We start from the raw sequence: 23,407 nt of genomic DNA, 5'->3' as shown, positions 1-23,407 counted from the left end.
CGCCCACTGTGTCCCACGCCACCGCAGGGCCGGGCTCCCCTGCTTTAGGCTGGTGGGGCATCCCGCGCATCAGCGTGGTCCGCCGCGCGCCCGCCATCACCGGGCGCCGGTGCCCCAGCATCTGTCGAGGAAGTCACACCCATGCCCGTAGTCCCCCGTCCCGCACGGCCGGCCTCGCTCGCCGCGTCCCTGCTCGCTTCCCTTCTCGTCCTGACCGGTTGCGCCGGTTCGGGTGGCCCCGGAGGTTCGGCCTCCGATGACACCCCGGTCGAGGGTGGGACCCTGGTCTACGCCTCGGGCGACGCCGAACCGACCTGCCTGGACCCGCATGTGGGCGGGAACTACCCGCAGGCCCTGTTGGCCGGCCAATACCTCGAGACCCTGTACACCAAGGACGAAGAGGGGAAGATCGTCCCGTGGCTGGCCTCCGGGGCGGAAGCCTCCGAGGACGGGCTGACCTGGACGCTCACCCTGCGCGAGGGCATCGAATTCACCGACGGGACCGCGTTGGACGCGGCCACGGTCAAGGCGAACATCGAACACCTGCAGGACCCCGACACCGCCTCCTCCACCGGCTATCTGGCGGTGGCGAAGATCAAGAGCATGGACGTCGTGGACGATTCGACGTTGACGTTGAACCTCTCGGCCCCGGATTCGGCCCTGCTGGAATCGTTTTCGATGCCGTGGGTCGCGATCGAATCGGCGCAGGCCTTGGAACGCAGCCAGGCCGACAACTGCGCCGCCCCGGTGGGCACCGGCCCCTTCACCGTCTCCAAGTGGACCAAACAGGATTCGGTGGACCTGACCCGCAACGAGGACTACACGGTCCCCGTCGACGGCGCCGACCATGCGGGGCCCGCCCATCTGGAGGCCATCACCTGGAAGTTCATCCCCGAGGCCGCCACCCGTTATGCCGCCCTGCAATCGGGCACGGTGGACATGATCGACAACGCCCAGCCGGACACCATCAAGGCCGCCGAGGACGCCGAGGACATCGACCACCTCGATGCCCCGCGCCCGGGGGCCTCGAACCGGATCGAACTGAATTCCTCCAAGGCCCCGTTCGACGATGCGAAGGTCCGTGAGGCCTTCATCCGCGCCGTGGACGTCCAGGACGGCCTCTCCTCGCTGTTCTTCGATACGGCAGAGCGCTCCTATTCGGCACTGTCCAGCGTCGAACCGATGGGCTACTCCGATGAATCCGCCTTCGAGCGGGACCCCGAACAGGCCAATCGGCTGCTGGACGAGGCCGGCTGGACCGACCGCGATTCCCAGGGGTACCGCACCCAGGACGGCAAACGCCTGTCCCTGACCTTCCCGGTGAGCACCAACCAGTCGGTCCCGGCCGAACAGTCGCTCTTCCAGCAGTTCCAGGCCACCGCCAAGGAAGTCGGCTTCGAGGTCAAGCTCGACCTGCTGGACCTCTCCAGCTGGTACGACGTCCTGGGCGAGAACCACTACGACCTGGTCAGTGCCCCGTACACGAAGGTCGGCCCCGACGTGCTGTCCATCCTGTTCCATTCCTCCAACACGGTCCCGGCCCCTTCGGGCTACTTCGCCAACCACGCCCAGGTCAAGGACAAGAAACTCGACGCCCTGTTGGAGGAGGCCAGCGCCACCACCGACGCCGATGAGCGCCAGGCCAAGTACACCGAAGCCCAGAAGATCGTCCTGGAAGGCCACTACCTCCTGCCGTTGTACGACCAGCAGAACCACTTCCTGTACAGCACGGATCTGCACGACGTCGGGGCGATGACCGCGGTGGCCTCCCCGACGTTCCACGACGCCTGGTTGGCGAAGTAGGAACGACGCCGGAGCATGGCCGGGCAGACGACCTCCGACCCCACCCAGACCCGACGCAGCAGCCGGGGCGCCCCCACCGCGTGGCGTCCCGTCGGCGTCTGGCTGGCTCGTCGTGCCGCCTCGGCGGTCTTCGTGCTCTGGGCCGTGGCCACACTGATCTTCGTCGCCATCCGTCTCATCCCCGGGGACCCGGCGGAGGCGATCATGGGCGGGCCCGGGTCGCAGGCCTCGGCCGAGGCCCTCGAATCCGCCCGGGTCGACTACGGGCTCGACCGGCCGGTGGGCGTGCAGTACCTGACCCTGTTGGGGCATCTGGCCACCGGGAACCTGGGGACCTCGTATTCGTTGAAGATCCCGGTCTCCGAGGTGCTGGCCGCCCAACTTCCGGGAACGCTCGGCCTGGCCGTCGGCGCCTGGATCCTGGCCTGGGTGGTGGCCCTGGGGCTCGCCCTCTATTCGGGGTTGGGCGGTCGGGGCGCCTCCGCCGTCGGTTCGGCCCTGGAGATCGCCGCGGCCTCGGTCCCGCACTTCTGGCTCGGTTCGGTGCTGGTGCTCCTCTTCTCCAGCGCCTGGCGGTGGCTGCCACCGGTCAGCAACGGCACGGTCGCCGGGCTGGTCATGCCGATCGTCACCCTGGCCCTGCCGTTGGCGGGATTCCTGGGCCAGGTGATGCGTGAGTCCATGGTGACCGCACTGAACTCACCCTTCGCGCTCTCGGCCCGCGCCCGCGGGGAGTCCGAGGCCGGCGTCGTGCTCCGCCATGCCCTGCGCCATGCGGCCCTGCCCGGGGTGGCCCTCTCCGGCTGGGCTTTGGGGTCCCTGGTCTCCGGCGCGGTCGTCGTGGAGTCGATCTTCGCCCGGCCCGGCCTGGGGCGCACCCTGCTCGAGGCCGTCACGCTGCGCGACGTCCCCCTGGTCACCGGGGTCGCATTGGTTTCGGCGCTGGCCTACGTCGTGGTCATGGCTCTCTCCGATCTGGCCGAACGGCTCATCGACCCGCGGATCCGGGGGCGGTGACCCCCGTGTCTTCCACCATGTCGAGCCTGCCGGGGCCGTTCCCGCGCGGTCCGGGCCCGCGCCGCCGGCCGGGCCCGCGCCGCCGGCCGGGCCCGCGCCGCTGGCCGGGCCCCGGGGTCATCCTGCCGGCCCTCGCCGCAACCACCGCCTGCTTCCTGGTCCTCGCCGCCGTCGTACCCTGGTGGTTGGCGCCCACCGACCCGCTGGCCATCGACCCCGGGGCCGCCTTCTCCAGCCCCTCCCTCTCCCACTGGTTCGGCACCGACGAATCGGGGCGGGACCTCTATTCGCGCGTGGTCCACGGGGCCCGGCCCTCGTTGCTCATCGGGGCCGCGGCCACCGCCCTGGGACTGGGGTTGGCCCTGGTCCTGGGGCTGGCCTCCGGGCTGGGCGGACGCTGGCTCGACGCAGGGATCGGACGCCTCGTCGAAGTGATGCTGGCGCTGCCCGGATTGCTCCTGGCCCTGGTGTTCATCGCGTTGGCCGGTCCCGGGGTGTCCACCACGATCGTCGCCGTGGGGCTGACCACCGCCCCGGGCTACGCCCGGATCATCCGGTCCCAGGCCAGGGCCCTGCGCGGCTCGGCGATGATCGAGTCGGCCCGGGTCCTGGGCCACCATCCGGCGAAGATCCTGTTCCGGCATCTGCTGCCCAATGCCTTGGGCCCCGTCCTGGTGTTGGCGACCCTGGGGGTGGGCCAGGCAGTCATCTGGGCCTCGGCGTTGAGCTTCCTCGGGCTCGGCGAGGCCCCTCCGGCGCCCGAATGGGGCGCCATGCTCGCGGCGGGACGCACCTATCTGGGCTCCGCCTGGTGGATGACGTTCTTCCCCGGTCTTGCCATCGTCGCCACGGCGGCGGCCAGCACTGTACTCGGCAGGTCCCTCCAACGACGGGCGGTCGGCGCATGAACGGGCCATCGCTGTTGCGGGTCGAGGGGCTCCAGGTCGGATTCGCCGGCACCCCGGTGGTGCACGACGTCGGCCTGGACGTAGGCCGGGGCGAATGCCTGGCCCTGGTGGGAGAATCCGGGTCGGGTAAATCGGTGACCGCGCGGGCCCTGTTGGGGCTCTCGGGCCGGGGCGCCCGGGTGGACGCCCGCCGGTGGGAGTTCGACGGCGCCTCCCTGCACGGGGCAGGCCCGCGGCAGTGGCGGCGCCTGCGCGGGACCCGGATCGGGTTGGTGCTCCAGGATGCGCTGGTCTCGCTGGACCCGCTGCGCACCATCGGCCGGGAAATCGACGACTCGCTGCGCCTGCACACCTCCCTCTCCGCCGCCTCCCGGGGCCGCCGGGTGGCCGGGTTGCTGGAATCGATGGGACTGCAGACCGTTGATGCCGGGCGGCGGGCCGGGGAACTCTCCGGCGGCATGCGCCAACGGGCGCTGATCGCCTCCGCGATGGCCTTGGATCCGGAGCTGCTCATCGCCGACGAACCCACCACGGCCTTGGATGCCGAATCCCAGGCCCAGGTCCTCGGGGTGCTGGCCTCCTTGCGCTCCGGGGGGTCGTCGCTGCTGCTGATCAGCCACGATCTGGCGGTGGTCTCCTCGGTGGCGGACCGGGTGGCCATCATGCGCGGGGGCAGGATCGTCGAACAGGGTCCCACCGCCACGGTTCTGTCCCACCCGGAGCACGAATACACCAGGATGCTCCTGCGCGCCGTTCCGGCCGGTCGCCCCCGCGGCACCCGCCTGTCGGTGGCACCGGCGGATCCCGGGGCGCCGGAGCCGGTCTCTTTGCTGGATCCCGTGCCGGAGTCGAAGCCGCGGCCGGTGTCGGGCCCTGGTTCGTCGCAGGGGACGGTGCTGGAGGCCAGGCACCTGTCGAGGACCTTCGCGGTCAAAGGCGGCGAGGACTTCCGGGCCGTGGATGATGTGGGCCTGCGGGTGGAAGCCGGGCGCACGCTGGGCCTGGTCGGCGCCTCCGGATCGGGCAAGAGCACGACGGCGCGGATCCTGCTGGGCTTGGAGGAACCCGATGAAGGCACGGTCGAGCTGTTCGGCGGTGACTGGGTTCCGGGGAAGGAATCCTCCCGCCGGGCGCGCCGGCCACTGCTCGGGGCCGTCTACCAGGACGCGTTGAGTTCCTTCGATCCCCGCCGACGCGTCGGGGCCATCCTGGCCGATGCCCTGACCACCCGCGGTGGCGGGGCCGGGGCCGACGGCGGCTGGGGCGCCGATTCCCCGGAGGCACTGTTGGAACTGGTCGGGCTGGCCCCGGGGCTGACCGGACGGCATCCACGGACCCTCTCCGGGGGCCAACGTCAACGCGTTGCGATCGCCCGGGCGTTGGCCCCGGGACCCCGGGTGCTCATCTGCGATGAGCCCGTGTCCTCGCTGGATGTCTCGGTCCAGGCCAGGATCCTGGACCTGCTCGATGACCTGCAGGCCAGATTCGGGTTGGGGTACCTGTTCATTTCCCACGATCTGGCCGTCGTACGCCATGTCAGCGACCGGCTGGCGGTGATGCGGCAGGGGCGCATCGTCGAATCAGGGGCCACCGAAGAGGTCTTCGCCGCCCCGCAGCACCCCTATACCCGGGCCTTGCTGGCCGCCTCCCCCACGCTGGCGACCGGCTGAGCAACCGGCCGGGAACGCCCCCGGGGCGGTTCCCCGGGCCGAAGACCCCCGGCACCGCACACGGCGCGTGGCCCGATGGAAGTCATCGGGCCACGCGCCGTCGTGGTCCTGCCGCCGCAGCGGTGGCCGAGGCCCTAGCCCAGCTTGGAGACCAGGGACTGCAGGACGCGGTTCAGCGTGGCCGAGGGGCGCATGGCCGCCTGGGCCAACTCGTCGGAGGGACGGTAGTAGCCGCCCAGCTCCACGGCTGAACCCTGGACCCCGAGCAGTTCGGCGTTGATGTCGTCCTCGTGGGTCACGAAGTCCTTTGCCACCTCGGCAAAGGCGGCGGCCAGCTCGACATCCTCTTCCTGACGGGCCAGCTCCTGGGCCCAGTACATGGCCAGGTAGAAGTGGCTGCCCCGGTTGTCGAGCTCCCCGACCTTACGCTTGGGCGACTTGTCCTCGAGCAGGAACGTGCCGGTGGCGGCGTCGAGGGTGTCGGCCAGCACCTGGGCGCGGGCGTTCGACGTGGAACTGGACAGGTGGGCGAAGGATTCGGCCAGGGCCAGGAATTCACCCAGCGAATCCCAGCGCAGGTGGTTTTCCTGCAGCAGTTGCACCACGTGCTTCGGCGCGGAACCGCCGGCGCCGGTCTCGAAGAGGCCGCCCCCGTTGATCAGCGGGACCACCGACAGCATCTTGGCACTGGTGCCCAGCTCGAGGATCGGGAAGAGATCGGTCAGGTAGTCGCGCAGCACGTTGCCGGACACCGAGATGGTGTCCTCGCCGCGACGCAGGCGCTCCAGCGTGTAGGTGGTCGCCTCCACGGGGTCCATGATCTGCAGCGACAGGCCCTCGGTGTCGTGATCGGCCAGGTACTCGGTGACCTTGGCGATCAGGTTGCGGTCGTGGGCGCGGGTCTCGTCGAGCCAGAAGACCGCCGGCATCCCGGAGGTGCGGGCCCGGGTGACGGCGAGCTTGACCCAATCGCGGATCGGGGTGTCCTTGGTCTGGCAGGCACGCCAGATATCGCCCTGCTCGACCTGGTGCTCGATGAGGACCCGGTCGGCGGAATCCACGATCTGCACGGTGCCTGCTCCGGCGATCTCGAACGTCTTGTCGTGGCTGCCGTATTCCTCGGCTGCCTGGGCCATCAGCCCGACGTTGGGGACGGTGCCCATGGTGGTCGGGTCGTAGGCGCCGTGGGCGCGGCAGTCCTCGACGACGGCCTGGTAGACCCCGGCATAAGAGCTGTCCGGCAGCACGGCCAGGGTGTCGTGTTCGCCGTCGTCCGCGCCCCACATGTGGCCCGAGGTGCGGATCATCGCCGGCATGGAGGCGTCGACGATGACATCCGACGGCACATGCAGGTTGGTGATGCCCTTGGTCGAATCGACCATCGCGATGCCCGGCCCGTTGGCCAGGCCGTCCTCGATGGCGGTCTTGACCCCGTCGCGCACCTCTTCGGAGAGGTCGTCGAGTCCGCCGAGGATGGCGGCCAGGCCGTGGTTGGGGCTCAGTCCGGCCGCTTCGAGGTCCTCGCCATAGGTGGCGAAGAGGTCGGGGAAGAACGCCTTGACCACGTGGCCGAAGATGATGGGGTCGGAGATCTTCATCATGGTCGCCTTCAGGTGGGCGGAGAAGAGCACCCCTTCCTTCTTGGCACGGGCGACCTGGTCGGCCAGGAACGCGTCGAGCTGCGCGGCGGACATGAAGGTTCCGTCGATGACCTCGCCCTTGAGCACGTCGAAGGCCTTCTTCAGGACCTTGACGGTCCCGTCCTGGGCGATGAAGCGGATCTCGATCCGGTCATCGGAGTCCATGACGACCGACTTCTCGTTGGCGCGGAAGTCCCCGTCGGCCATGGTGGCGACGTTGGTCTTCGAATCCGCGGACCAGGCACCCATGGAGTGCGGGTACTTGCGGGCGTAGTTCTTCACCGACAGCGGGGCCCGGCGGTCCGAGTTGCCTTCGCGCAACACCGGGTTCACGGCGGAGCCCTTGATGCGGTCGTAGCGTGAACGGATGTCCGTTTCCTCGTCGGAGGCCGGGTTGTTCGGGTAGTCCGGCAGTGCGTAGCCCTGCGACTGCAGTTCGGCGATGGCCGCCTTGAGCTGCGGCATGGAGGCACTGATGTTCGGCAGCTTGATGATGTTCGCTTCGGGCTTCCGGGCCAGGGCGCCGAGTTCGGCCAGCGCATCGTTCTGGCGCTGGTCCTCGCTCAGGAAGTCACCGAAGAGGGCGATGATGCGGCCGGCCAGCGAAATATCGCGGGTCTCGAATTCGACGCCGGCGGTCGAGGCGAAGGCTTCGACGATGGGCAGGAAGGAATAGGTGGCCAGCATCGGCGCTTCGTCGGTGTGGGTGTAGATAATCTTTGCCATGGGTGAGGCATCTCCCTGAAGGTCAACGGTTTGGGGAGATCAACGTGATGATCTCAACGTATCCAACTTACCCGAGAGGGCCCGTGGGCCCCTATTCCCGGGGGCTACTCGTCCTCGGGGGCACTCGCATCCGGGGTGTGCTTCAGCGCGGTGATCTTCCAGGCACCGTCGTCGTATTTTCCGGTCACCGTGTAGGTGGTGCCCTCGGCATCCCACTCGGTTTCCTCCACGACCTCGCCGTCCTTGTCCAGGACCTTCTTCGCATCCTCCATGTAGGGCACGACGGCGCTCAGCTGGCCGTCCTGGTCGACCTCGCCCACCGCAACCACGTCCTGCGGCTTGGGCTGCCCACCCTCGATGCTGCCTTCGTCGTCGTACACCCGGGCAATGGCCCCGGCGGCGTCCTCGCATTCGGTGCAGTCCTCGGTGACCGCGAGCATTTCATCGGTCTGGCCCGTCTGCAGTGCGTAGGACATGGCCTCGTAGTAGTAGTACGTGGTCGCCGACAGCCCGTCGGCCCCTTCGGCCTTCATCTGGTCGTTGGTCTCCGGGGCGGCGATCGCCGCCTCGGCCGAGGAGGCGGAGGAGGACGAATCGGCGGCCGGTTCACCGGCGGAACAGCCGGCCAGGGCCAGGGAAGCTGCGGCGACGGCGATTCCGGCGCCCAGGACGTGGGGGAACTTCATATGCGATGACTCCAGAAGTGGTGTTGGTCGGTGCCGACGGCCCGCCATGGCGTCCGTCACCGCCACCATATCCCGTTGCCCCAGGCCACTAGTTGTGGGATGCGACACATTCCGCGGTTCCCGCGACCGCACCGTGTCCGACCTCACAACGGATCGGTATGATGGTCCGGGCCCCGGGTCCCCTCCGAGGCACCACCGAACAAAGGACGGCTCCCATGCCCGAAATGGCCTTGGCGATCGATGGCGGGCAAACGGGCATCCGCGCCCAGGTGCTCCAGGACGATGGCACCGCCTCCCCCGACGTCGAGGTCCTTGAATTCCGGGGCATCCTCACCGACCGGCCGCTGGCCGGCCAGATCGCCGACGTCGTCGCCCGGGCCCGCGAGGCGGCCGGCCACGATTTCAGGACCGTCTCCGCGGGACTGTCGGGACTGACCGACGGCGAGGGGCTGGCACCGGCACTGTTGGCTGCCACCACCGGCTACGGCGTTCACTCGGTACACATCACCCACGATTCGGTCAGTTCATACCTGGGGGCACTGGGTGACTCCCCCGGCGCCGTGATCGCCTCCGGGACCGGCGCGGTCACCCTGGCCGTGGGCGCCACGGAGGTGGTGCGCATCGACGGCTGGGGCTACATCATGGGCGACGCCGGCAGCGGCTACTGGATGGGCCGGGCGGCCCTGGACGCGGTGATGCGCGACTTCGACGGTCGCGGCCCCGCCACCACCCTGACCGAGGTGGTGCGCGCCGATTTCCCCGATCTGGCCCAGGCCTACGTCGAACTCCAACGCGATCCGGACCGCGTCAGCCGCACCGCCTCCTATGCCGCCACGGTGGCCCGGCTCGCCGCGACCGACGAAGTGTCCCGCCGGATCTGTGATGACGCGGCCCGGGAACTGGCCCTGGCCGTCTCCACCGGGTTGCGCCGGGTGGGGCAGGACCGGGCCGAGGCCCCGGCCGTCTGCTTCCTCGGTGGGGTGCTGCGCGGGGAACGCGTCCGCAGCCAACTCATCTCCCGGCTGGCGGCGCTCTGGCCGCATCTGCAGGTGCGTGAGCCCGCGGCCACCTCGCTTCAGGGCGCGGCCCTGCTCCCGTTCCTACCCGCGGATTCGGCCCTGGCACACCAGGTGTTGACGGCCCGGAACTAGAATCCGCTCCGGCGCAGGCGGACCCGGGGGCGCACCCGCTGGACGGCTCTTTGCTCCGGCCGCTCCGCGGTGATCTCCCGGAGCATCTCATGCTCGGCCCGGCTGGCGGCCGGCCGCCGGGCGGCCCGGAAACGGTACACGATCCACCAGACGCCGCCGACCAGGCCCACGGCCCCGATCAGCAGGCCCAGGGCCAGATTGCTTGAATCATCTCCGCTGGTTTCGGCAGCAGCCAACAGGCCACCGGTGATGGTGATGAGCATGTTCCCCCCAGCTGTTGTTGCGCCGGTCCTTCCGGACCGGGCTAGATGCCCCCGCGGCGGACCGGCCGCACGGTCGTCTGGTCGTTGACGACCTTCTGTTCGGGGCGCACCCCGTTCATTTCACGGAGCCTTTCGTGTTCTTCCCGGCTGGCTGCCGGGCGGCGGGCCACCAGGTAGCGCCGCAGGAACCATCCGGCGGCGCCCAGGACGATGACGGCCCCCACCACCAGTCCGACGACGAGGTTCCCCGAACCGTTTTCGCTCGCTGCTGCTGTTGCTGTACCTGCGGCAATGATGCTGAACATGAGGCCCCCTTCGGGTCTGCGTTCATTTCAGCGTACGACTCCGGGGCGGACGGGTCATCCCCACCGAGGATGACTTCCCGGCCGCTCCCGCCCCGGATACGGCAGCGGCCGGGCCCCTGGCTCGAGGGGACCGGCCGCTGGGGGTTCCGGCGGCGGTATCGCCGCGCTTCCTAGTGGAAGAAGTGTCGCGCCCCGGTGAAGTACATGGTGATCCCCGCGGCGTTGGCCGCGGCGACGACTTCCTCGTCTCGAATCGACCCACCGGGGTGCACCACTGCCTTGACCCCGGCATCGAGCAGGATCTGCAGCCCATCGGCGAAGGGGAAGAAGGCGTCGGAGGCGGCGACCGCCCCGCGGGCCCGCTCGGGTGAGGGGGCTCCTGCTGCCACTCCCGACGCACCGCCGGCGGCATCGACGTCGGATTCGACGGCCACCCCCAGCGTGTTGGCGCGTTCGACAGCCAGTTTGCAGGAGTCCACCCGGTTGACCTGGCCCATGCCGACCCCGACGGTGGCCCCGCCGCTGGCGAGCAGGATGGCATTGGACTTGGCGGCACGAATGGCCCGCCAGGCGAAGTTCAGATCCGCCAGCGTGGCCTCATCGGCGGCACTGCCGGCGGCCAGCGTCCAGTTCGCCGGGTCGTCGCCGGCGGCATCGATCCGGTCCGAAGCCTGCAGGAGCATGCCACCGGAAATCTGCTTGTACTCGACGCCATCGCGTTCGTAACCGGCCGGCAGCTGCAGCAGGCGGATGTTCTTCTTCGCCGTGAGGATCTCCAACGCCTCGGGCTCGAAGCCGGGGGCGATGACGACCTCGGTGAAGATGGACCTGATGGTTTGGGCCATGCCCGCCGTGACGGTCCGGTTGGCGGCGATGACTCCGCCGTAGGCGGAGACCGGGTCGCAGGCGTGGGCCTTGCGGTGCGCATCGGCGATCGGGTCCGCGGCGTGGCCCGAGGCCACGGCGACACCGCAGGGGTTGGCATGCTTGACGACTGCCACGGCCGGCTCGGCGAAGTCGAAGGCCGCGCGCAGGGCGGCGTCGGCGTCGGTGAAGTTGTTGTAGCTCATGGCCTTGCCATGCAGCTGGTCGGCCTGGGCGATGCCGGCGGGGGCTGCCGTATCGACATAGAGTGCGGCGGCCTGGTGCGGGTTCTCCCCGTAGCGCAGGCCCTCCGAGCGTTCGAGCGCGAGCCCGGCGTAGGGAGGGAACTTGGCGGGGGCTTCGTCATCGCCGAACTGGGCTGCCGTCCAGCTGGCGACGGCGTTGTCGTAGGCGGCGGTATGGGCAAAGGCCAGTGAGGCCAGCCGGCGGCGGGTCTTCAGGTCGAAGCCTCCGCCCCGGGCTGCCGACACGACGTCGCCGTAGCTGGTTGGATCCACGACCACGGCCACGGAAGGGTGGTTCTTCGCGGCGGCGCGGACCATCGAGGGGCCACCGATGTCGATCTGTTCCACGACCTCGTCCTGACCGGCACCGGAGGCGACGGTGTCCACGAACGGGTAGAGGTTCACCACGACCAGATCGAAGGGTTCGATGCCCATCTCGGTCAGCTGGTCCATGTGCTCGGGCAGGCGGCGGTCCGCCAGGATCCCGGCATGCACGCGCGGGTGCAGGGTCTTCACCCGGCCGTCGAGGCATTCCTGGAAGCCGGTGACCTCGGATACCTCCGTCACCGGCACCCCGGCGGCGGCGATCTTCTTCGCGGTCGAGCCGGTGGAGACGAGGGAAACCCCCGCCTCGTGCAGGCCACGGGCGAGGTCTTCGAGCCCCGTCTTGTCGTAGACGGAAATCAGTGCACGGCGAAGAGGAACACGGTCAAGGACGGTCTGGCTCACAAGGAACTCCCGGGAATCATCGGTTGGGGCGTTCACAACCCTACCGGCCCGCAGCCGGGCTTCAGGAGACGAGGTCGGGGAAATGACGTGAGAGCTGCTCGGGGGTCAGGCTCCTGCGCAGCAGGGCGTCGGCGTGGTCGTCATCGGCGACATAGGCGACGATCTCCGCATTGCGGCCGTGGGCCAGTTCCACGCGCAGGTCTTCGACGACGGTGAGCAGCAATTCGTAGTAGCGCCGGAGCGTTTCCTCCCAGCCGGAGGATTCGGCGACCCGGGTCAACGCCTCGCGCCACAGCACGGCGGCGGATTCGTCGAAGAGCTCCATCGAGCACCAGTGCCATTCCGGCGGGTTCCAGCGGGACGAGTAGTAGCTGGCCCCGGATTCCGCGGCTTCGCCTTCGGCTTCGAGCTGGGCCAGTTCCCCGTCGACGTCGAATCCGTCGGAATCGTCGTCGTCCGCCGAATCCTCGGCGGTGTCCTCCGCATCGTCGCCGTCGTCCTCATGGCCGGTGTTCAGCGGGTCGGGGCCGTCGCCGTCCTCTTCGGTCTCCTCGGGTTCGTCGCCGACCCCCAGGTCCTCCTCCACGGAGTCCCCGTCGCGGTCCAACGCCTGTTCGGAGTTCAAGGCCAGCACCGGTAGTTCGATGGGCTCGGCCGGGTCGGTGGAGACCCCCGACAGTGCGATCGCATAGAACTCGTGGTCCGGGTGATTCTCGATCACGTCCCGGGCCTGTCGCAATGCCGATCGCCGGATTGCCTCTTCCAAAGCCGTCCAATCCACTCCCATGACCAGAGCCTACCCCCGTCGGGCGCGGCTGATAAGGCCTTGCTTTTTCGGCAGTCATGGCCATGGAGCCGCCGGAGGGCCCGGTTCCTAGAAGAAATCCATGATCGTGGTGACCAGCTTGTAGACGCCGAGCCAGATGAACAGCACCGCACAGATCACCAGGGCCGTGTTGGTATGCCACCGGTTGCGCCATTCGCGCGGCACCCGGTCGGTGTTCAGCAGCGGCAGCAGCGTGATGGCCAGGAACGGCATGAACATCGCCCCCAGGACACCGTAGGCCAGCACCAGGGCGATCGGTTTGCCGATCAGCAGCAGGAGCATCGGGGGAAAGGTCAGCCAGAGCAGGTAGAAGCGGAAGTACTTGCCGTGGGCCCGGGAATCGGGGTGGTCGGATCCCTTGCCGCGGATGTTGCCCCAGAAATCGGCGAACATCAGCGAGACGCCGTTCCAGACGCCCATGACCGAGGAGAAGGCCGCGGCGAAGAAGCCCACCAGGAACGCGGAACCGATGAAGTCCCCGTATTTGTCCTTGAGCACCTCGCTGAGGTCCAGCAGGCCCTTGTCCTTGGCATCGAGGGTCACTCCTGCGGCCGCGACGACCTCGGCACCGACGATCATCATGGAGATCACGAAGATCCCGGTGATGACGTAGGCCATGGTGTTGTCCAGGCGCATCACCCGCATCCATCCGGGCTTCACCCAGCCCTTCTCCCGCAGCCAATAGCCATAGGCGGCCAAGGTGATCGTGCCACCGACCCCGCCGGCGAGCGCGAGCGTATAGAGCACCGACCCCTCCGGGAGGCGCGGAACCAGCCCGGCGAGCATGGCCGGCACGTCGGGGACCGCGATGATGGCCAGCCCGACGATCGTGATGAACATCAGCCCGACCAACGCGGCGGTGATCTTCTCGAACACCGCATACCGGTTGAACCACACCAGCAGGAATCCGGCCAGCCCGGTGCCCAGGGCGAACACGATCTGCGGCACCGCAGGGAACAGGGCGGCCAACGGCAGCGCCGTCGAGGCCATGGCCGAGGCCCCGTAGATGAACCCCCAGATGATGATGTAGGGCCCGAAATACCAGACGGGCCACCGGCCCAATGAGCGCCACCCCTCGAAGATCGTCTGGCCCGAGGCCAGCGAGAAGCGTCCGGCTCCTTCCACCAGCACGATCTTCAGGATGACGCCGACGACCAGCGCCCACAACAGCCCGTAACCAAATTTGGAGCCGGCCACCAGGGTGGCCACCATATCGGCGGCCCCCACGCCGGTGGCGGCGACGATGAGCCCGGGACCAATGACCTTCCACTTCTTGGGCGTCTCGAGTTCGCCGTGTTTCCCGGCCGGGTCTTCTGCCATGGCGGTCCGTCCCTTCGGGCACCCCCGCGGAGCGCCTATGGTGATGTAGTTCACACCTACTGTAGGGCCTTCACCACCGTGGTGACAGACGTGTCGCCCGGCCCGGTTGCGGCCCACCGGCTAATCTGGGATCGGGCGGTCCGGCCGGGACCGGAACAGCTCCGCCTCCCACCCGACCTGCACCATCGCCAGAGGACCTGCCTGCCCATGAACGAGTACCGCACCCTGGCCTCCGGCGACGACATCGTCCAACGACTCCCCTGGCGTTGGGGCGTCCAAGGCAAGATCTTCATCATCGGTGGGCTCGGCTTCATGTTCGACGCCTGGGATGTCACCCTCAACGGCGCCCTCATCCCGTTGGTGATGCAGGAATGGGGGCTCGAGCGCACGACGGCGGCCTGGCTGGGGACCGCGAACCTGATCGGCATGGCCCTGGGCGCCTTCCTCTGGGGCACCATCGCGGACCGGATCGGCCGCCGCCAGGCCTTCACCTGGACCCTGCTGATCTTCTCCCTCTTCACGGTGGCCGGGGCCCTGTCGCCGAACTTCGTCTTCTTTGCCGCCTGCCGTTTCCTTGCCGGGCTGGGACTGGGCGGGTGCATCCCGGTGGACTATGCCCTGGTCGGGGAATTCACCCCCGCCCGGCACCGCGGCAGGGTCCTGACCGCCATGGACGGATGGTGGCCCGTCGGGGCCGCCGCCGCGTTCTTCGTCTCCGCGGTGATCCAGGCCGGCACCGGGAACTGGAGGCTGATCCTGCTGGTCATGGTCCTGCCGGCCCTGCTGGTCTTCTGGATCCGCCGTTCGGTCCCGGAGTCCCCGCTGTTCCTGGTCCGGGCGGGCCGCCGGCGTGAGGCTTCGAGGGTCATCGACGGTCTGGTCCGGCGCACCGGGGCCGCCGTGGAACCCTATACGCTGCCCTCGGCGAGCTCGGTGCCGCGGTTCTCCGCCGGGGCGTGGGTCGACCAGTTGCGACGGGTCTGGGCCTTCAACTGGCGCATCACGGCCATCGCCTGGTCGCTCTTCCTGACGGTCCTGCTCGTCTACTACCTGGCCCTGACGTGGATGCCTTCGATCCTCCTCGACGCCGGGATGGGTGAATCCGCGGCGTTGTTCAGCACCGCGGGCATGGCGGCCGTGGGATTGGCCGGCGTGGTGCTGGCTGCCCTGCTGGTGGAACGGGTCGGCCGTAAATGGCTCCTGGGCGTCACCGGCCCGTTGGCCGCCCTCGTCCTGGTCCTCGTCGCCCTCTCGCTGTCCCAGCCCGCCGTGGCCGTGGCCTGGCTGCTGGTCTTCGGGTTCATCATCCAGATCGCGATCCCCGTGCTCTACACCTACGTCTCCGAGCTCTATCCGACCGAACTCCGCGGTTCGGGATTCGGTTGGGCCTCCTCCTTCAGCCGCCTCGGGGCAGGCTTCGGGCCGCTGCTCTTCGCCTGGCTGTGGCCGGTGTTCGGGCTGGCCAATTCCTTCCTCGTCGCCGGCGCCCTGGTCCTGCTCGCGGTCGGCTGGATGGGGCTGCGTGCCCCGGAAACCCGCGGCACCCACCTGCGCTGAAGCCCGGTCCCACAGACCATTCCCACCCCCGCGGGGCGCAGCTACACTGACCGTAAGGGGGCCAGGCCCCGAGGTACGGGGCGACTCCCCGGTCGCAACGATGGAGGCAACGGATGTTGGATCCAGGTTTTTTCGGTCCGTCCGGGCAGCACACCGGCCGCTACATCGTGGTGTTCGACGACGATGACCCGGACCCGCTGGACCTGCTGGCCGCCGGCGGCATGACCCGGGTGGCCGACACCCGTGACCTGGCCTCGCTGGCCACCTCCGAGGAGCGGTCCGCCGCGGCCCGGCAGGGGCAGGGAACCTACTTCGCGGAACTGCGCATGGCCGTCGTCGCGGCGGAGGACGCCCAACTCGAGACCCTGCGGACCAGCTCGGTCGGAGCCCAGCGGGGCCTGCACTACTACCCCGAACTGATCCACCACGTCCTGGAACCGGGGCAGGCCGGCCGGCACCGCTCCGAGGCCGCCCCCGACGCCGTCTCCCGCGACGCCACCGGTTCCTCCCCGGCGGCACCGGCCGACGGTTTTGCCGATACCGCCGAATTCACCTGGGGCCTGCAGGCCACCGGAGCCGCGACCTCCGAGGCCTCGGGCGAGGGCATCAAGGTGGCCGTGCTGGATACCGGCTTCGATACGGGCCATCCGGATTTCGCCGGCCGCACCATCGTGACCGAATCCTTCGTCGACGGCGAGGACGCCCAGGACGGGCACGGGCACGGCACCCACTGCATCGGCACCTCCTGCGGCCCGCGCGCCCCCGGGACCGGCCCCGGATACGGGGTGGCCCATGCCTCGGAGATCTATGCCGGCAAGGTCCTGGACGCCTCCGGTTCCGGCGGCGACGCGGGGATCCTGGCCGGGATCGACTGGGCCATCACCCAGGGCTGCGCCGTCATCTCGATGTCGCTGGGCGCCGATGTCGCCGAGGTCCACCCGCCCTATGTGGCGGCCGGGAAGCGGGCCCTGGCCCGTGGCACGCTCATCATCGCGGCGGCCGGCAATAATGCCGAACGCTCCGCCGGAAACCCCGGATTCGTCGGGACCCCGGCGAACAGCCCCTACATCATGGCCGTGGGGGCGGTCGATCAGCAGCTGGCCATCGCCGATTTCTCCGCCCGCTCCGGGGCGACCGAGGGCGGGCAGGTCGATGTGGCGGGTCCCGGCGTCGAGGTCTATTCCTCCTGGCCCATGCCCCAGCGCTACAACACGATCAGCGGCACCAGCATGGCCACCCCGCATGCCGCCGGGGTCGCCGCCGTCCTGGCCGCGTCCACCGGCCTGCGCGGCCGGGAGCTCTGGGCCGAACTGGTGCAGGGCTGCGAACGTCTGGACGCCGCCTCCGCCGATGTCGGCGCCGGACTGGTCAGGGCCCCGCAACCGGCGGCCCCCGGGGGCGACGGCGACGAAGGCGACGAGGCCGCCCCGGCACCACCGGAGGCTCCCTCCCCATGAGCCAACGGGTCACGGTCACCCTGACGGAGCCCTACGCCGGCCGGTCGGCCGAGGTCGCCGGGCAACTGGCCACCGCGGGGATGATCGTCGAGCGGGTCCTGCCGGCCTTGTCGATGATCACCGGCACCATCGCCGCGGAGCGGATGGCCGGACTCGAAGCGATCGGCGGCGTCGCCTCCGTCACCGCCGAACTGATCCACCGGCTACCCGACCCGGACTCCGGGATCCAGTAGCCGGCCGACACGTGGTCCCGCCACCGGGGAAGGTGGCGGGGCCGCTCCTCCCCCGGGCCTGGGCCCGGGACGGTCCTAGACGGTGTGCCGGTCGGCCAAGGAGGCCAGCGTCTCGATGAGCAGGGTCCGTTCGGCGATCTTGATGCGCCCGTGCAGGGTGTCCTCGGTGTCGTCCTCGTGGACCTCCACGGCGCGCTGGGCCAGGATGGGGCCGGTATCGACCCCGGCATCGGCGATATGCACCGTGCATCCGGTGACCTTCACCCCGTAGGCCAGGGCGTCGCGGACCCCGTGGGCGCCGGGGAAGGCCGGCAGCAGGGCCGGGTGGGTGTTGAGGTAGGTCCCGTCGAAGGCGGTGATGAATTCCTCGCCGACGATGCGCATGAACCCCGAGGAGACCACGTAGTCCGGGGCGTGGGACCGGCAGATGCGCGTGAGTTCGTGGTTCCAGGCCGCGCGGTCGGTGTATTCCTTGAACGGCACCTCGAAGGTCTCGATCCCTGCGGCCGCGGCCCGAGCCACGCCTCCGGTCCCGGTGCGGTCCGCGCCGACCGCGGCGATCTCCAGGTCCAGCTCCCCGCTCGCGACGGCATCGATGACTGCCTGGAGGTTGGAACCGGTCCCGGATACGAGGATCACAATGCGCATGGCACCAGTTTAGGTGCTCCGGCGGTCCGGACTAGGCTGAGGGCATGCCCGAACCAGAACAGGACGTCGCCCAGCGTATTGCCGCCGTGAGCGGATGGATCCGAGCCGTCGTCCTCTTCGTCTTGTTGTCCTATCTGCTCTCCTCGGTGGTCCTGCCCTGGAAGATCGCCTCGGTGGTCTTCGGGCTGGCAGGGATCGTGGCCGGGGTCGTCGCCTCGGTGAAGGTCTTCCGGCGCAAGCTGCCCGGCGTCCTGCGGATCACGTTGCCGCTGGCCACCCTGGCGTGCCTGCTCTTCACCGTCTCCACTTCCACCCAGGTGCTCTTCTACCAGCCGACCCTGGATTACGAACAGTGCATGGCCACCACCGTCACCGACCGGTCCCAGGCCCAATGCAAACACGACTACGACCAGAAGCTCTCCACCCTCCAAGGAGTGATCGGATCATGACCAGCCCCTCCGACCCGGCACCGCATGAGGACATCCAGCCGGTCCCCGACGCCAAGGACTGGACCTGGACCATCGAGCGGGCCTGTCCCGAATGCGGCACCGACGTCTCGGCGCTGAGCCCCCAGGACATCGCCATCGCGTTGCGCACCTGTCTGCCCCGCTGGGCGGCGGTCCTGCAGCGGGAGGATGTCGCCGTGCGTCCGGAACCGGCGGTCTGGAGCCCGCTGGAGTACGCGGCGCATGTGCGAGACGTGTTCAAGGTGATGCACTACCGGCTGGATCTGATGCATATGGAGGACTCCCCGACGTTCCCCGACTGGGACCAGGATGCCACCGCGCTGGAGGATGGTTACGCCGACCAGTCCCCCCGGGTCATCGCCACCCAGCTCGCAGCCGCCGGACGGGGGCTGGCCGATGCCTTCGATTCGGTCCTCAACCGCGATCTGGACCGTCCCGGGCTCCGCGGCAACGGGGCGGCCTTCACGGTCGAGACCCTGGCCCGGTACACCTGGCATGACATCGCCCACCATCTGCACGATGTGAACGGCCGGGACCCGGCGGTCTAGTCCTCCAGCACCGGATCGCGTTCGAGCAGCGGGGCCAACAGGTAGCCGATGACGACCCCCAGGCCCACCTCCCCGGCCAGCAGCAGGGCGGTCATCCAGAGGTTGGGGCCCACGTCGGTCAAACGCCCGATGCCCAGCGATCCGCCGGCCAGCCAGCTGCCGGCCAGGGAGACCACACCGGTCACGATGCCGATGAACAGCCCCAGCAGCACGGTGGACAGGGCCAGCGACAGCCACCGGGTGTTCAGCCGCATCGAGAGCCAGTCCTCGAAGTGGTTCTCCCCTTCACGCAGGAACCACCAGCCGGCCAGGATCCCGGCCAGGACCGGCAACAGCATGAAGGCCCAGGCCGCTCCGAGGTCCCCGGCTGGCAAGGCCCCCAGGAACGGCACCGCGGGCAACGGTCCGACGGCGGTGCCCAAGGGGCCCATCGTGCTGCCGACCCCCAGGGTGATCCCGCCACCGCTGATCCAGGCCAGGGCCCACAACGCCAGGTTGGGCATCATGCCCAGCTGGGCGACGGTCAGCACCGACCCGCCGACCGGCCCTGGCTGGAGCTGTTGGTAGATGTTGGAGATGTCGAGCCAGTTCAGGCCCAGGGCGGCGGTCAATGCCAGCGCGGCCAGCGCGAAGGCCGCGACGTACCCGAGCAGTCCGGCCCGGATGACGGACCAGAGGTAGGAACCGGTCCAGCGCGAATGCTGGCTGGTGGCGGCGATCCACTCCACGAAGTCCACGCCGATGAGCCGGCCCCAGGACCCGGCCTCGCGCCGCGCCCCGATCACGACTCCGAGCCCAGCGGGGATCAACGGGATCAGCGCGGCGGCGCCCAGATTGACTCCGACCTCCTCGGTGGGGACGGCGAAGCCGGTGATCAGTCCCACCAGCAGGTAGGCGCCCAGGGCCCCGGCGATGCCTTGCCACAGCTGGTCGGTATAGGAAGCCCGGGCAATGCGTCGGCCCGACCGCCAGGCCAGGAAGAACGGGATGAGCGTCAAACCCAACGGGATGAGCGTGAGCATCCCGGTCGTGACGACCGGTGAGTCCTCCCCGGTCAGGGTCAGTTGCAACGGCACCCCGTGGATCAGCAGCCAGACCTGCCCGCACATCCTGAACACGGAGTCCAGCGTCCGTTCGGCGAATCCTCCGGCGAACCAGACACCCACCAACGGCACGACCACCAGCAGGGCCGAGAGGAAGGCACACTGGATGAACTCCAGGGCTCCTTGGAGCCACAGCGGCATCGGCAGGCCCTCGCTGAAGGACTCCCGCCAGGAGGCCATGGCTCCACGCCCCCGTGCCGTCTTCGGTTCCCGCGCCTTCTCCGGGCCGGCCCCGGACTGCTGGTCTTTTTTCATCGTCTCAATCGTGCCACTTGCCGTCCCCGATCCGGGCGAGCGACGCGACCCGGGCCGCAGAGTACGACGCCGAAGGGCGCCGGAGGCGGTATCAGTAGCTGTCGGGGGTGGCGCCCTTCGCGGCGGGAACGAACTTCCCGGCCAGCGCCTCGGTCCCGCGGGCCAGGACCGCGACATCGGCGCCGACGCCGACGAAATCGGCTCCGGTGTCCATGTAGCGCAACGCCGCCGCCTCCCCGAAGGCATTGACACCGACGAACTTGCCGGCTGCCTTCACCGCGGCGATCGTGGCATCGACGGCGGAGACGACCCGGCGGTGGCCTTGCTGGCCGATCAGTCCCATGGAGGCCGCCAGATCCGAGGGGCCGATGAAGATCCCGTCGACCCCGTCGACCTCCGCGATCCGGGCGGCGTTGTCCACGGCTTCGGCAGATTCGACCTGGACGATCAGCGTGATCGTGTCCGAGGCCCGTTCCAGATAGTCGGGGACCCGGTTCCACCGCGCCGAACGGGCCAGCGCGGATCCCACCCCGCGGACGCCGTGGGGCGGATATCTGACGGCGGCCACGGCGGCCTGGGCGTCCTCGACGGTATGGACCATCGGGATGATGAGCGTCTGGGCGCCGACATCGAGGTACTGCTTGATCAACACCGTGTCGTTCACCGCAGGACGGACCACCGGGATCACGGGGTAGGAGCGCACGGCCTGGAGCTGGGCCAGGACGGTCTCGGGGGAATTGGGGGAATGCTCGGCGTCGATGAAGACCCAATCGAACCCGGCCCCGGCACAGATCTCGGCCACCAGCGGGGAGGCCGAACAGATCCAGATCCCGGCCAGCGGACGGTCGGCCGTGGCCAGGACGTCCTTGAAGGACGGATCGGGTTCTACGCGAAATGACATGTAATCGTTCCCAGCTCTCCATAGTCGGCGAAGACGGTGTCGCCCTCATTGACCCACATCGGTCGGGTGAAGGATCCGGCGAGGATGATTTCACCCGCCTTGAGACCGTCACCATGCGGGGCGATCTTATTGGCCAGCCAATGCACCCCGGACGCCGGGTGGTTCAGGACCCCGGCGGCGACGCCAGTCTCCTCCACCACGTGGTTCTTGTACAGGATCGCCGAGACCCAGCGCAGGTCCACGGCGTCGGGGGCCACGGGGCGTCCGCCCAGGACCATGGCCCCCATGGCCGCGTTGTCACTGATGGTGTCCACGATCGTCCGCCCCTCCATCTCCACGCGGGAGTCAAGGATCTCCAGGGCGGGGGTGACGTATTCGGTGGCGCGCAGCACGTCGAAGATCGTCGCCCCGGGGCCGGTGATGTCGTCCTTGAGGACGAAGGCCAGTTCCACCTCCACCCGCGGATGGGTGTATTGCTTCCATTCGATGCTCGAGGCGTTCTCCAGCACCATGTCATCAAAGATGATCCCGTAGTCCGGTTCGGTGATCCCGGTGGCGGCCTGCATGGCCCGGGAGGTGAGCCCGATCTTGCGGCCCGCCAGGCGCCGGCCGGCGGCCTCGTTGCGTTGGCGCCACAGGTTCTGCACCCGGTAGGAATCCTCGATGGTCATCTCCGGATACCGGGAGGTCAGTCGCTTCACCGGGGTCCGGCTGCGGCCGGCCTCCACCAGTTCGTCGGCGATGGAGGTGATGGTCTCGTCGTCAAGCATGTCGGAAAGTACCTTCCTGATCCTGTCGGGCGGCGGTCGGCGGGCTGCGGGGCGGCCGCGCGCACGGGGTGCCGTCCACCCACGTCCTGCTGACATCGTATACGATCACGCCGGTGACGGAGGTCATACCCCGACTTCGAACCCGCCGGAAAATCCTGCATCCCCACCATGGCGGGGACCCATCGTCGGAACCTCGATTTCCTAGCGTTTTTGCGGGCCCCACAGCTAGACGTATCCGTTGCACGGCGTTAACGTGGAAGACATCGTGCACGGCCTTGAGGTCGTCGGTCGGCACGACGGCTCCACGGAGCCGCCATCTGAGCAATACCGATGAGAGGAATGCGCAATGGGTTTGGGAGACAAGATGTCGAATAAGACCGAAGAACTCTCGGGCAAGGCCAAGGAAGCATTCGGCAAGGCCTCGGACGACGAAGGCATGCAGGCGGAGGGCGTGGGCGATCAGGCCAGCGCCGGAGCCAAGCAGGCCGGCGAGCATGTCAAGGACGCCGCGAAGGACGTCAAGGACGGCCTGACCGGCGAATAATTCAAAGCACGACGGCGGCGCTGGATTGGCTCGCGGCATCTTCCCTTGAGGGGGCCATGGAACGTGGGCGTGCCTGGCGTTAGCGGTTGAATGGACGTGAGGGGCGGACCGATTGGTCCGCCCCTCACGTGCGTCCGGGGTGGTTAGGCTTCCGGTCGGATCTCGGCCAGCAGTTGTTCGAAGGGCAGTGATTCCATCGGGTCCTGCCGGGCCGCCGACAGGCCATGCCGACCGCCCAGGGCCCGGGCCAGCTCGGCACCGGCCCGGTCGGACCGCTCGGCCAGGGCTCCCGACCCACTCCCGTCCGACCAGTCCCCGGGGGCCGCGAAGACCGCGGTGGGCATGGTGTTGGCCCTCAGGTAGCCGAAGATCGGGCGCATCACGTAGTCGATCACCATCGAATGCCGTGAGGATCCACCGGTGGCGGCCAACAGGACGGGCTTGTCGTCCAACAGGGTGGGATCCAAAACGTCGAGGAAGGATTTGAACAACCCGCTGACCGAGGCGGTGAACACCGGGCTGACGGCGACCACGGCGTTGGCCGACCCCACGGCCTCGATCGCTTCCTCCAGCTGCGGGGACACCCATCCGGCGACCATGGCCTTGGCGATGTCCACTCCCAGCTCACGCAGTTCGATGACCTGGACTTCCGCGCTGATTCCGTCGGCGGCCAGGGCGGAGACCGTCGATCTGGCCAGTTGGTCCCCCAGCATACGTGAGGACGACGGCACCCCCAGTCCCCCGGAAACAACGACGATCGATGCGCCCATG

23 protein-coding genes are annotated in these 23,407 nt (G+C 69.0%); 11 read left to right on the top strand and 12 right to left on the bottom strand.

Features of this window, described 5'->3' with window-relative positions; all coding sequences use genetic code 11:
* Window positions 1-141: 141 nt before the first annotated feature.
* Genes ACT3UE_RS03705 through ACT3UE_RS03690 form a run of 4 tightly spaced genes read left to right on the top strand, consistent with a single transcriptional unit; the run spans window position 142 to window position 5,398 of the window.
* Window positions 142-1,803: an ABC transporter substrate-binding protein gene (locus tag ACT3UE_RS03705; RefSeq protein WP_444554296.1), complete on the top strand. Its 1,662-nt coding sequence runs from the start codon at window positions 142-144 to the stop codon at window positions 1,801-1,803.
* A gap of 15 nt (window positions 1,804-1,818) precedes the next feature.
* The gene (locus tag ACT3UE_RS03700) at window positions 1,819-2,820 is read left to right on the top strand and encodes an ABC transporter permease (RefSeq protein WP_444554297.1); all 1,002 of its coding nucleotides are present in this window, start codon (window positions 1,819-1,821) and stop codon (window positions 2,818-2,820) included.
* A 5-nt stretch (window positions 2,821-2,825) separates the two neighbouring features.
* Window positions 2,826-3,728 (top strand): ABC transporter permease, encoded by a 903-nt coding sequence (locus ACT3UE_RS03695; RefSeq protein WP_444554298.1) that lies wholly within the window; start codon window positions 2,826-2,828, stop codon window positions 3,726-3,728.
* A complete protein-coding gene (locus ACT3UE_RS03690; protein ID WP_444554299.1) occupies window positions 3,725-5,398 on the top strand; it encodes a dipeptide ABC transporter ATP-binding protein in 1,674 nt (557 codons plus the stop codon). The genes ACT3UE_RS03695 and ACT3UE_RS03690 overlap by 4 nt, the downstream gene beginning before the upstream one ends.
* A gap of 134 nt (window positions 5,399-5,532) precedes the next feature.
* Here ACT3UE_RS03690 and ACT3UE_RS03685 read toward each other — a convergent pair whose 3' ends face one another.
* Together ACT3UE_RS03685 and ACT3UE_RS03680 are read right to left on the bottom strand one after the other, a co-directional pair.
* Window positions 5,533-7,764 carry an NADP-dependent isocitrate dehydrogenase gene (locus tag ACT3UE_RS03685; protein WP_444554300.1) on the bottom strand — a complete coding sequence of 744 codons (2,232 nt, stop codon included), beginning with the start codon at window positions 7,762-7,764 and terminating at the stop codon, window positions 5,533-5,535.
* Between the two features lie 104 nt (window positions 7,765-7,868).
* A complete protein-coding gene (locus ACT3UE_RS03680) occupies window positions 7,869-8,450 on the bottom strand; it encodes a DUF6318 family protein (protein ID WP_444554301.1) in 582 nt (193 codons plus the stop codon).
* Window positions 8,451-8,665: 215 nt separating this feature from the next.
* Here ACT3UE_RS03680 and ACT3UE_RS03675 point away from each other — a divergent pair, with 215 nt between their 5' ends.
* Window positions 8,666-9,601 carry an N-acetylglucosamine kinase gene (locus ACT3UE_RS03675; protein WP_444554302.1) on the top strand — a complete coding sequence of 312 codons (936 nt, stop codon included), beginning with the start codon at window positions 8,666-8,668 and terminating at the stop codon, window positions 9,599-9,601.
* On the opposite strand, the gene ACT3UE_RS03670 is transcribed toward ACT3UE_RS03675, so the two are convergent.
* The 5 genes from ACT3UE_RS03670 to ACT3UE_RS03650 all read right to left on the bottom strand — a co-directional run bounded on the left by ACT3UE_RS03670 (window position 9,598) and on the right by ACT3UE_RS03650 (window position 14,153).
* Window positions 9,598-9,864: a hypothetical protein gene (locus ACT3UE_RS03670; protein WP_444554303.1), complete on the bottom strand. Its 267-nt coding sequence runs from the start codon at window positions 9,862-9,864 to the stop codon at window positions 9,598-9,600. The genes ACT3UE_RS03675 and ACT3UE_RS03670 overlap by 4 nt on opposite strands.
* A 41-nt stretch (window positions 9,865-9,905) precedes the next feature.
* The gene (locus ACT3UE_RS03665; RefSeq protein WP_444554304.1) at window positions 9,906-10,169 is read right to left on the bottom strand and encodes a hypothetical protein; all 264 of its coding nucleotides are present in this window, start codon (window positions 10,167-10,169) and stop codon (window positions 9,906-9,908) included.
* 170 nt (window positions 10,170-10,339) lie between these two features.
* Entirely contained in the window at window positions 10,340-12,007 is a 1,668-nt protein-coding gene (gene purH / locus ACT3UE_RS03660; protein WP_444554305.1) for a bifunctional phosphoribosylaminoimidazolecarboxamide formyltransferase/IMP cyclohydrolase, read from the bottom strand.
* A gap of 61 nt (window positions 12,008-12,068) precedes the next feature.
* Window positions 12,069-12,728, bottom strand: a complete 660-nt coding sequence (locus ACT3UE_RS03655; RefSeq protein WP_444554306.1) for a DUF4303 domain-containing protein — start codon at window positions 12,726-12,728, stop codon at window positions 12,069-12,071.
* Window positions 12,729-12,881: 153 nt separating this feature from the next.
* A complete protein-coding gene (locus tag ACT3UE_RS03650; protein WP_444554307.1) occupies window positions 12,882-14,153 on the bottom strand; it encodes an Nramp family divalent metal transporter in 1,272 nt (423 codons plus the stop codon).
* A gap of 207 nt (window positions 14,154-14,360) precedes the next feature.
* On the opposite strand from ACT3UE_RS03650, the gene ACT3UE_RS03645 reads away from it, so the two are divergent.
* The 3 genes from ACT3UE_RS03645 to ACT3UE_RS03635 all read left to right on the top strand — a co-directional run bounded on the left by ACT3UE_RS03645 (window position 14,361) and on the right by ACT3UE_RS03635 (window position 17,400).
* Window positions 14,361-15,710 carry an MFS transporter gene (locus tag ACT3UE_RS03645; protein WP_444554308.1) on the top strand — a complete coding sequence of 450 codons (1,350 nt, stop codon included), beginning with the start codon at window positions 14,361-14,363 and terminating at the stop codon, window positions 15,708-15,710.
* Between the two features lie 113 nt (window positions 15,711-15,823).
* Window positions 15,824-17,167, top strand: a complete 1,344-nt coding sequence (locus ACT3UE_RS03640; protein WP_444554309.1) for a S8 family serine peptidase — start codon at window positions 15,824-15,826, stop codon at window positions 17,165-17,167.
* Entirely contained in the window at window positions 17,164-17,400 is a 237-nt protein-coding gene (locus tag ACT3UE_RS03635) for a hypothetical protein (RefSeq protein WP_444554310.1), read from the top strand. Before ACT3UE_RS03640 ends, ACT3UE_RS03635 begins: the two co-directional genes overlap by 4 nt.
* A 75-nt stretch (window positions 17,401-17,475) precedes the next feature.
* Here the strand turns inward: ACT3UE_RS03635 and purN are convergent, their stop codons facing one another.
* Window positions 17,476-18,048 carry a phosphoribosylglycinamide formyltransferase gene (gene purN, locus ACT3UE_RS03630; RefSeq protein WP_444554311.1) on the bottom strand — a complete coding sequence of 191 codons (573 nt, stop codon included), beginning with the start codon at window positions 18,046-18,048 and terminating at the stop codon, window positions 17,476-17,478.
* A gap of 44 nt (window positions 18,049-18,092) precedes the next feature.
* Here purN and ACT3UE_RS03625 point away from each other — a divergent pair, with 44 nt between their 5' ends.
* Complete coding sequence (locus ACT3UE_RS03625; RefSeq protein WP_444554312.1) at window positions 18,093-18,497, top strand: hypothetical protein; 405 nt, start codon at window positions 18,093-18,095, stop codon at window positions 18,495-18,497.
* Window positions 18,494-19,063: a DinB family protein gene (locus ACT3UE_RS03620; protein ID WP_444554313.1), complete on the top strand. Its 570-nt coding sequence runs from the start codon at window positions 18,494-18,496 to the stop codon at window positions 19,061-19,063. The genes ACT3UE_RS03625 and ACT3UE_RS03620 overlap by 4 nt, the downstream gene beginning before the upstream one ends.
* On the opposite strand, the gene ACT3UE_RS03615 is transcribed toward ACT3UE_RS03620, so the two are convergent.
* The 3 genes from ACT3UE_RS03615 to hpaH all read right to left on the bottom strand — a co-directional run bounded on the left by ACT3UE_RS03615 (window position 19,060) and on the right by hpaH (window position 22,092).
* The gene (locus ACT3UE_RS03615; protein WP_444554334.1) at window positions 19,060-20,346 is read right to left on the bottom strand and encodes a cell division protein PerM; all 1,287 of its coding nucleotides are present in this window, start codon (window positions 20,344-20,346) and stop codon (window positions 19,060-19,062) included. The genes ACT3UE_RS03620 and ACT3UE_RS03615 overlap by 4 nt on opposite strands.
* Window positions 20,347-20,512: 166 nt before the next feature.
* Window positions 20,513-21,322 (bottom strand): HpcH/HpaI aldolase family protein, encoded by an 810-nt coding sequence (locus ACT3UE_RS03610; protein WP_444554314.1) that lies wholly within the window; start codon window positions 21,320-21,322, stop codon window positions 20,513-20,515.
* Complete coding sequence (gene hpaH, locus ACT3UE_RS03605; RefSeq protein ID WP_444554315.1) at window positions 21,307-22,092, bottom strand: 2-oxo-hept-4-ene-1,7-dioate hydratase; 786 nt, start codon at window positions 22,090-22,092, stop codon at window positions 21,307-21,309. Before hpaH ends, ACT3UE_RS03610 begins: the two co-directional genes overlap by 16 nt.
* A 346-nt stretch (window positions 22,093-22,438) precedes the next feature.
* Between hpaH and ACT3UE_RS03600 the strand changes: the two genes are divergently transcribed.
* Window positions 22,439-22,636: a CsbD family protein gene (locus tag ACT3UE_RS03600; protein ID WP_444554316.1), complete on the top strand. Its 198-nt coding sequence runs from the start codon at window positions 22,439-22,441 to the stop codon at window positions 22,634-22,636.
* Between the two features lie 143 nt (window positions 22,637-22,779).
* Here ACT3UE_RS03600 and ACT3UE_RS03595 read toward each other — a convergent pair whose 3' ends face one another.
* Window positions 22,780-23,406, bottom strand: coding sequence for an FMN reductase (locus ACT3UE_RS03595; RefSeq protein ID WP_444554317.1), 627 nt, complete (start codon window positions 23,404-23,406; stop codon window positions 22,780-22,782).
* Window position 23,407: the final 1 nt, after the last annotated feature.

This window comes from Arthrobacter sp. 179, assembly GCF_052379645.1.
In the GTDB taxonomy this organism is placed as follows: domain Bacteria; phylum Actinomycetota; class Actinomycetes; order Actinomycetales; family Micrococcaceae; genus Arthrobacter_H.
The sequence above is the reverse complement of the archived record's forward strand: the minus strand, read 5'-3'. Positions and strand labels throughout refer to the sequence as shown.

Coding starts and splice junctions, on each gene's coding strand:
- ACT3UE_RS03705 (WP_444554296.1), top strand. CDS start 142: ATGCCCGTAGTCCCCCGTCCCGCACGGCCGGCCTCGCTCGCCGCGTCC.
- ACT3UE_RS03700 (WP_444554297.1), top strand. CDS start 1,819: ATGGCCGGGCAGACGACCTCCGACCCCACCCAGACCCGACGCAGCAGC.
- ACT3UE_RS03690 (WP_444554299.1), top strand. CDS start 3,725: ATGAACGGGCCATCGCTGTTGCGGGTCGAGGGGCTCCAGGTCGGATTC.
- ACT3UE_RS03685 (WP_444554300.1), bottom strand. CDS start 7,764: ATGGCAAAGATTATCTACACCCACACCGACGAAGCGCCGATGCTGGCC.
- ACT3UE_RS03680 (WP_444554301.1), bottom strand. CDS start 8,450: ATGAAGTTCCCCCACGTCCTGGGCGCCGGAATCGCCGTCGCCGCAGCT.
- ACT3UE_RS03675 (WP_444554302.1), top strand. CDS start 8,666: ATGCCCGAAATGGCCTTGGCGATCGATGGCGGGCAAACGGGCATCCGC.
- ACT3UE_RS03670 (WP_444554303.1), bottom strand. CDS start 9,864: ATGCTCATCACCATCACCGGTGGCCTGTTGGCTGCTGCCGAAACCAGC.
- ACT3UE_RS03665 (WP_444554304.1), bottom strand. CDS start 10,169: ATGTTCAGCATCATTGCCGCAGGTACAGCAACAGCAGCAGCGAGCGAA.
- ACT3UE_RS03650 (WP_444554307.1), bottom strand. CDS start 14,153: ATGGCAGAAGACCCGGCCGGGAAACACGGCGAACTCGAGACGCCCAAG.
- ACT3UE_RS03645 (WP_444554308.1), top strand. CDS start 14,361: ATGAACGAGTACCGCACCCTGGCCTCCGGCGACGACATCGTCCAACGA.
- ACT3UE_RS03640 (WP_444554309.1), top strand. CDS start 15,824: ATGTTGGATCCAGGTTTTTTCGGTCCGTCCGGGCAGCACACCGGCCGC.
- ACT3UE_RS03635 (WP_444554310.1), top strand. CDS start 17,164: ATGAGCCAACGGGTCACGGTCACCCTGACGGAGCCCTACGCCGGCCGG.
- purN (WP_444554311.1), bottom strand. CDS start 18,048: ATGCGCATTGTGATCCTCGTATCCGGGACCGGTTCCAACCTCCAGGCA.
- ACT3UE_RS03625 (WP_444554312.1), top strand. CDS start 18,093: ATGCCCGAACCAGAACAGGACGTCGCCCAGCGTATTGCCGCCGTGAGC.
- ACT3UE_RS03620 (WP_444554313.1), top strand. CDS start 18,494: ATGACCAGCCCCTCCGACCCGGCACCGCATGAGGACATCCAGCCGGTC.
- ACT3UE_RS03615 (WP_444554334.1), bottom strand. CDS start 20,346: ATGGCCTCCTGGCGGGAGTCCTTCAGCGAGGGCCTGCCGATGCCGCTG.
- ACT3UE_RS03610 (WP_444554314.1), bottom strand. CDS start 21,322: ATGTCATTTCGCGTAGAACCCGATCCGTCCTTCAAGGACGTCCTGGCC.
- hpaH (WP_444554315.1), bottom strand. CDS start 22,092: ATGCTTGACGACGAGACCATCACCTCCATCGCCGACGAACTGGTGGAG.
- ACT3UE_RS03600 (WP_444554316.1), top strand. CDS start 22,439: ATGGGTTTGGGAGACAAGATGTCGAATAAGACCGAAGAACTCTCGGGC.
- ACT3UE_RS03595 (WP_444554317.1), bottom strand. CDS start 23,406: ATGGGCGCATCGATCGTCGTTGTTTCCGGGGGACTGGGGGTGCCGTCG.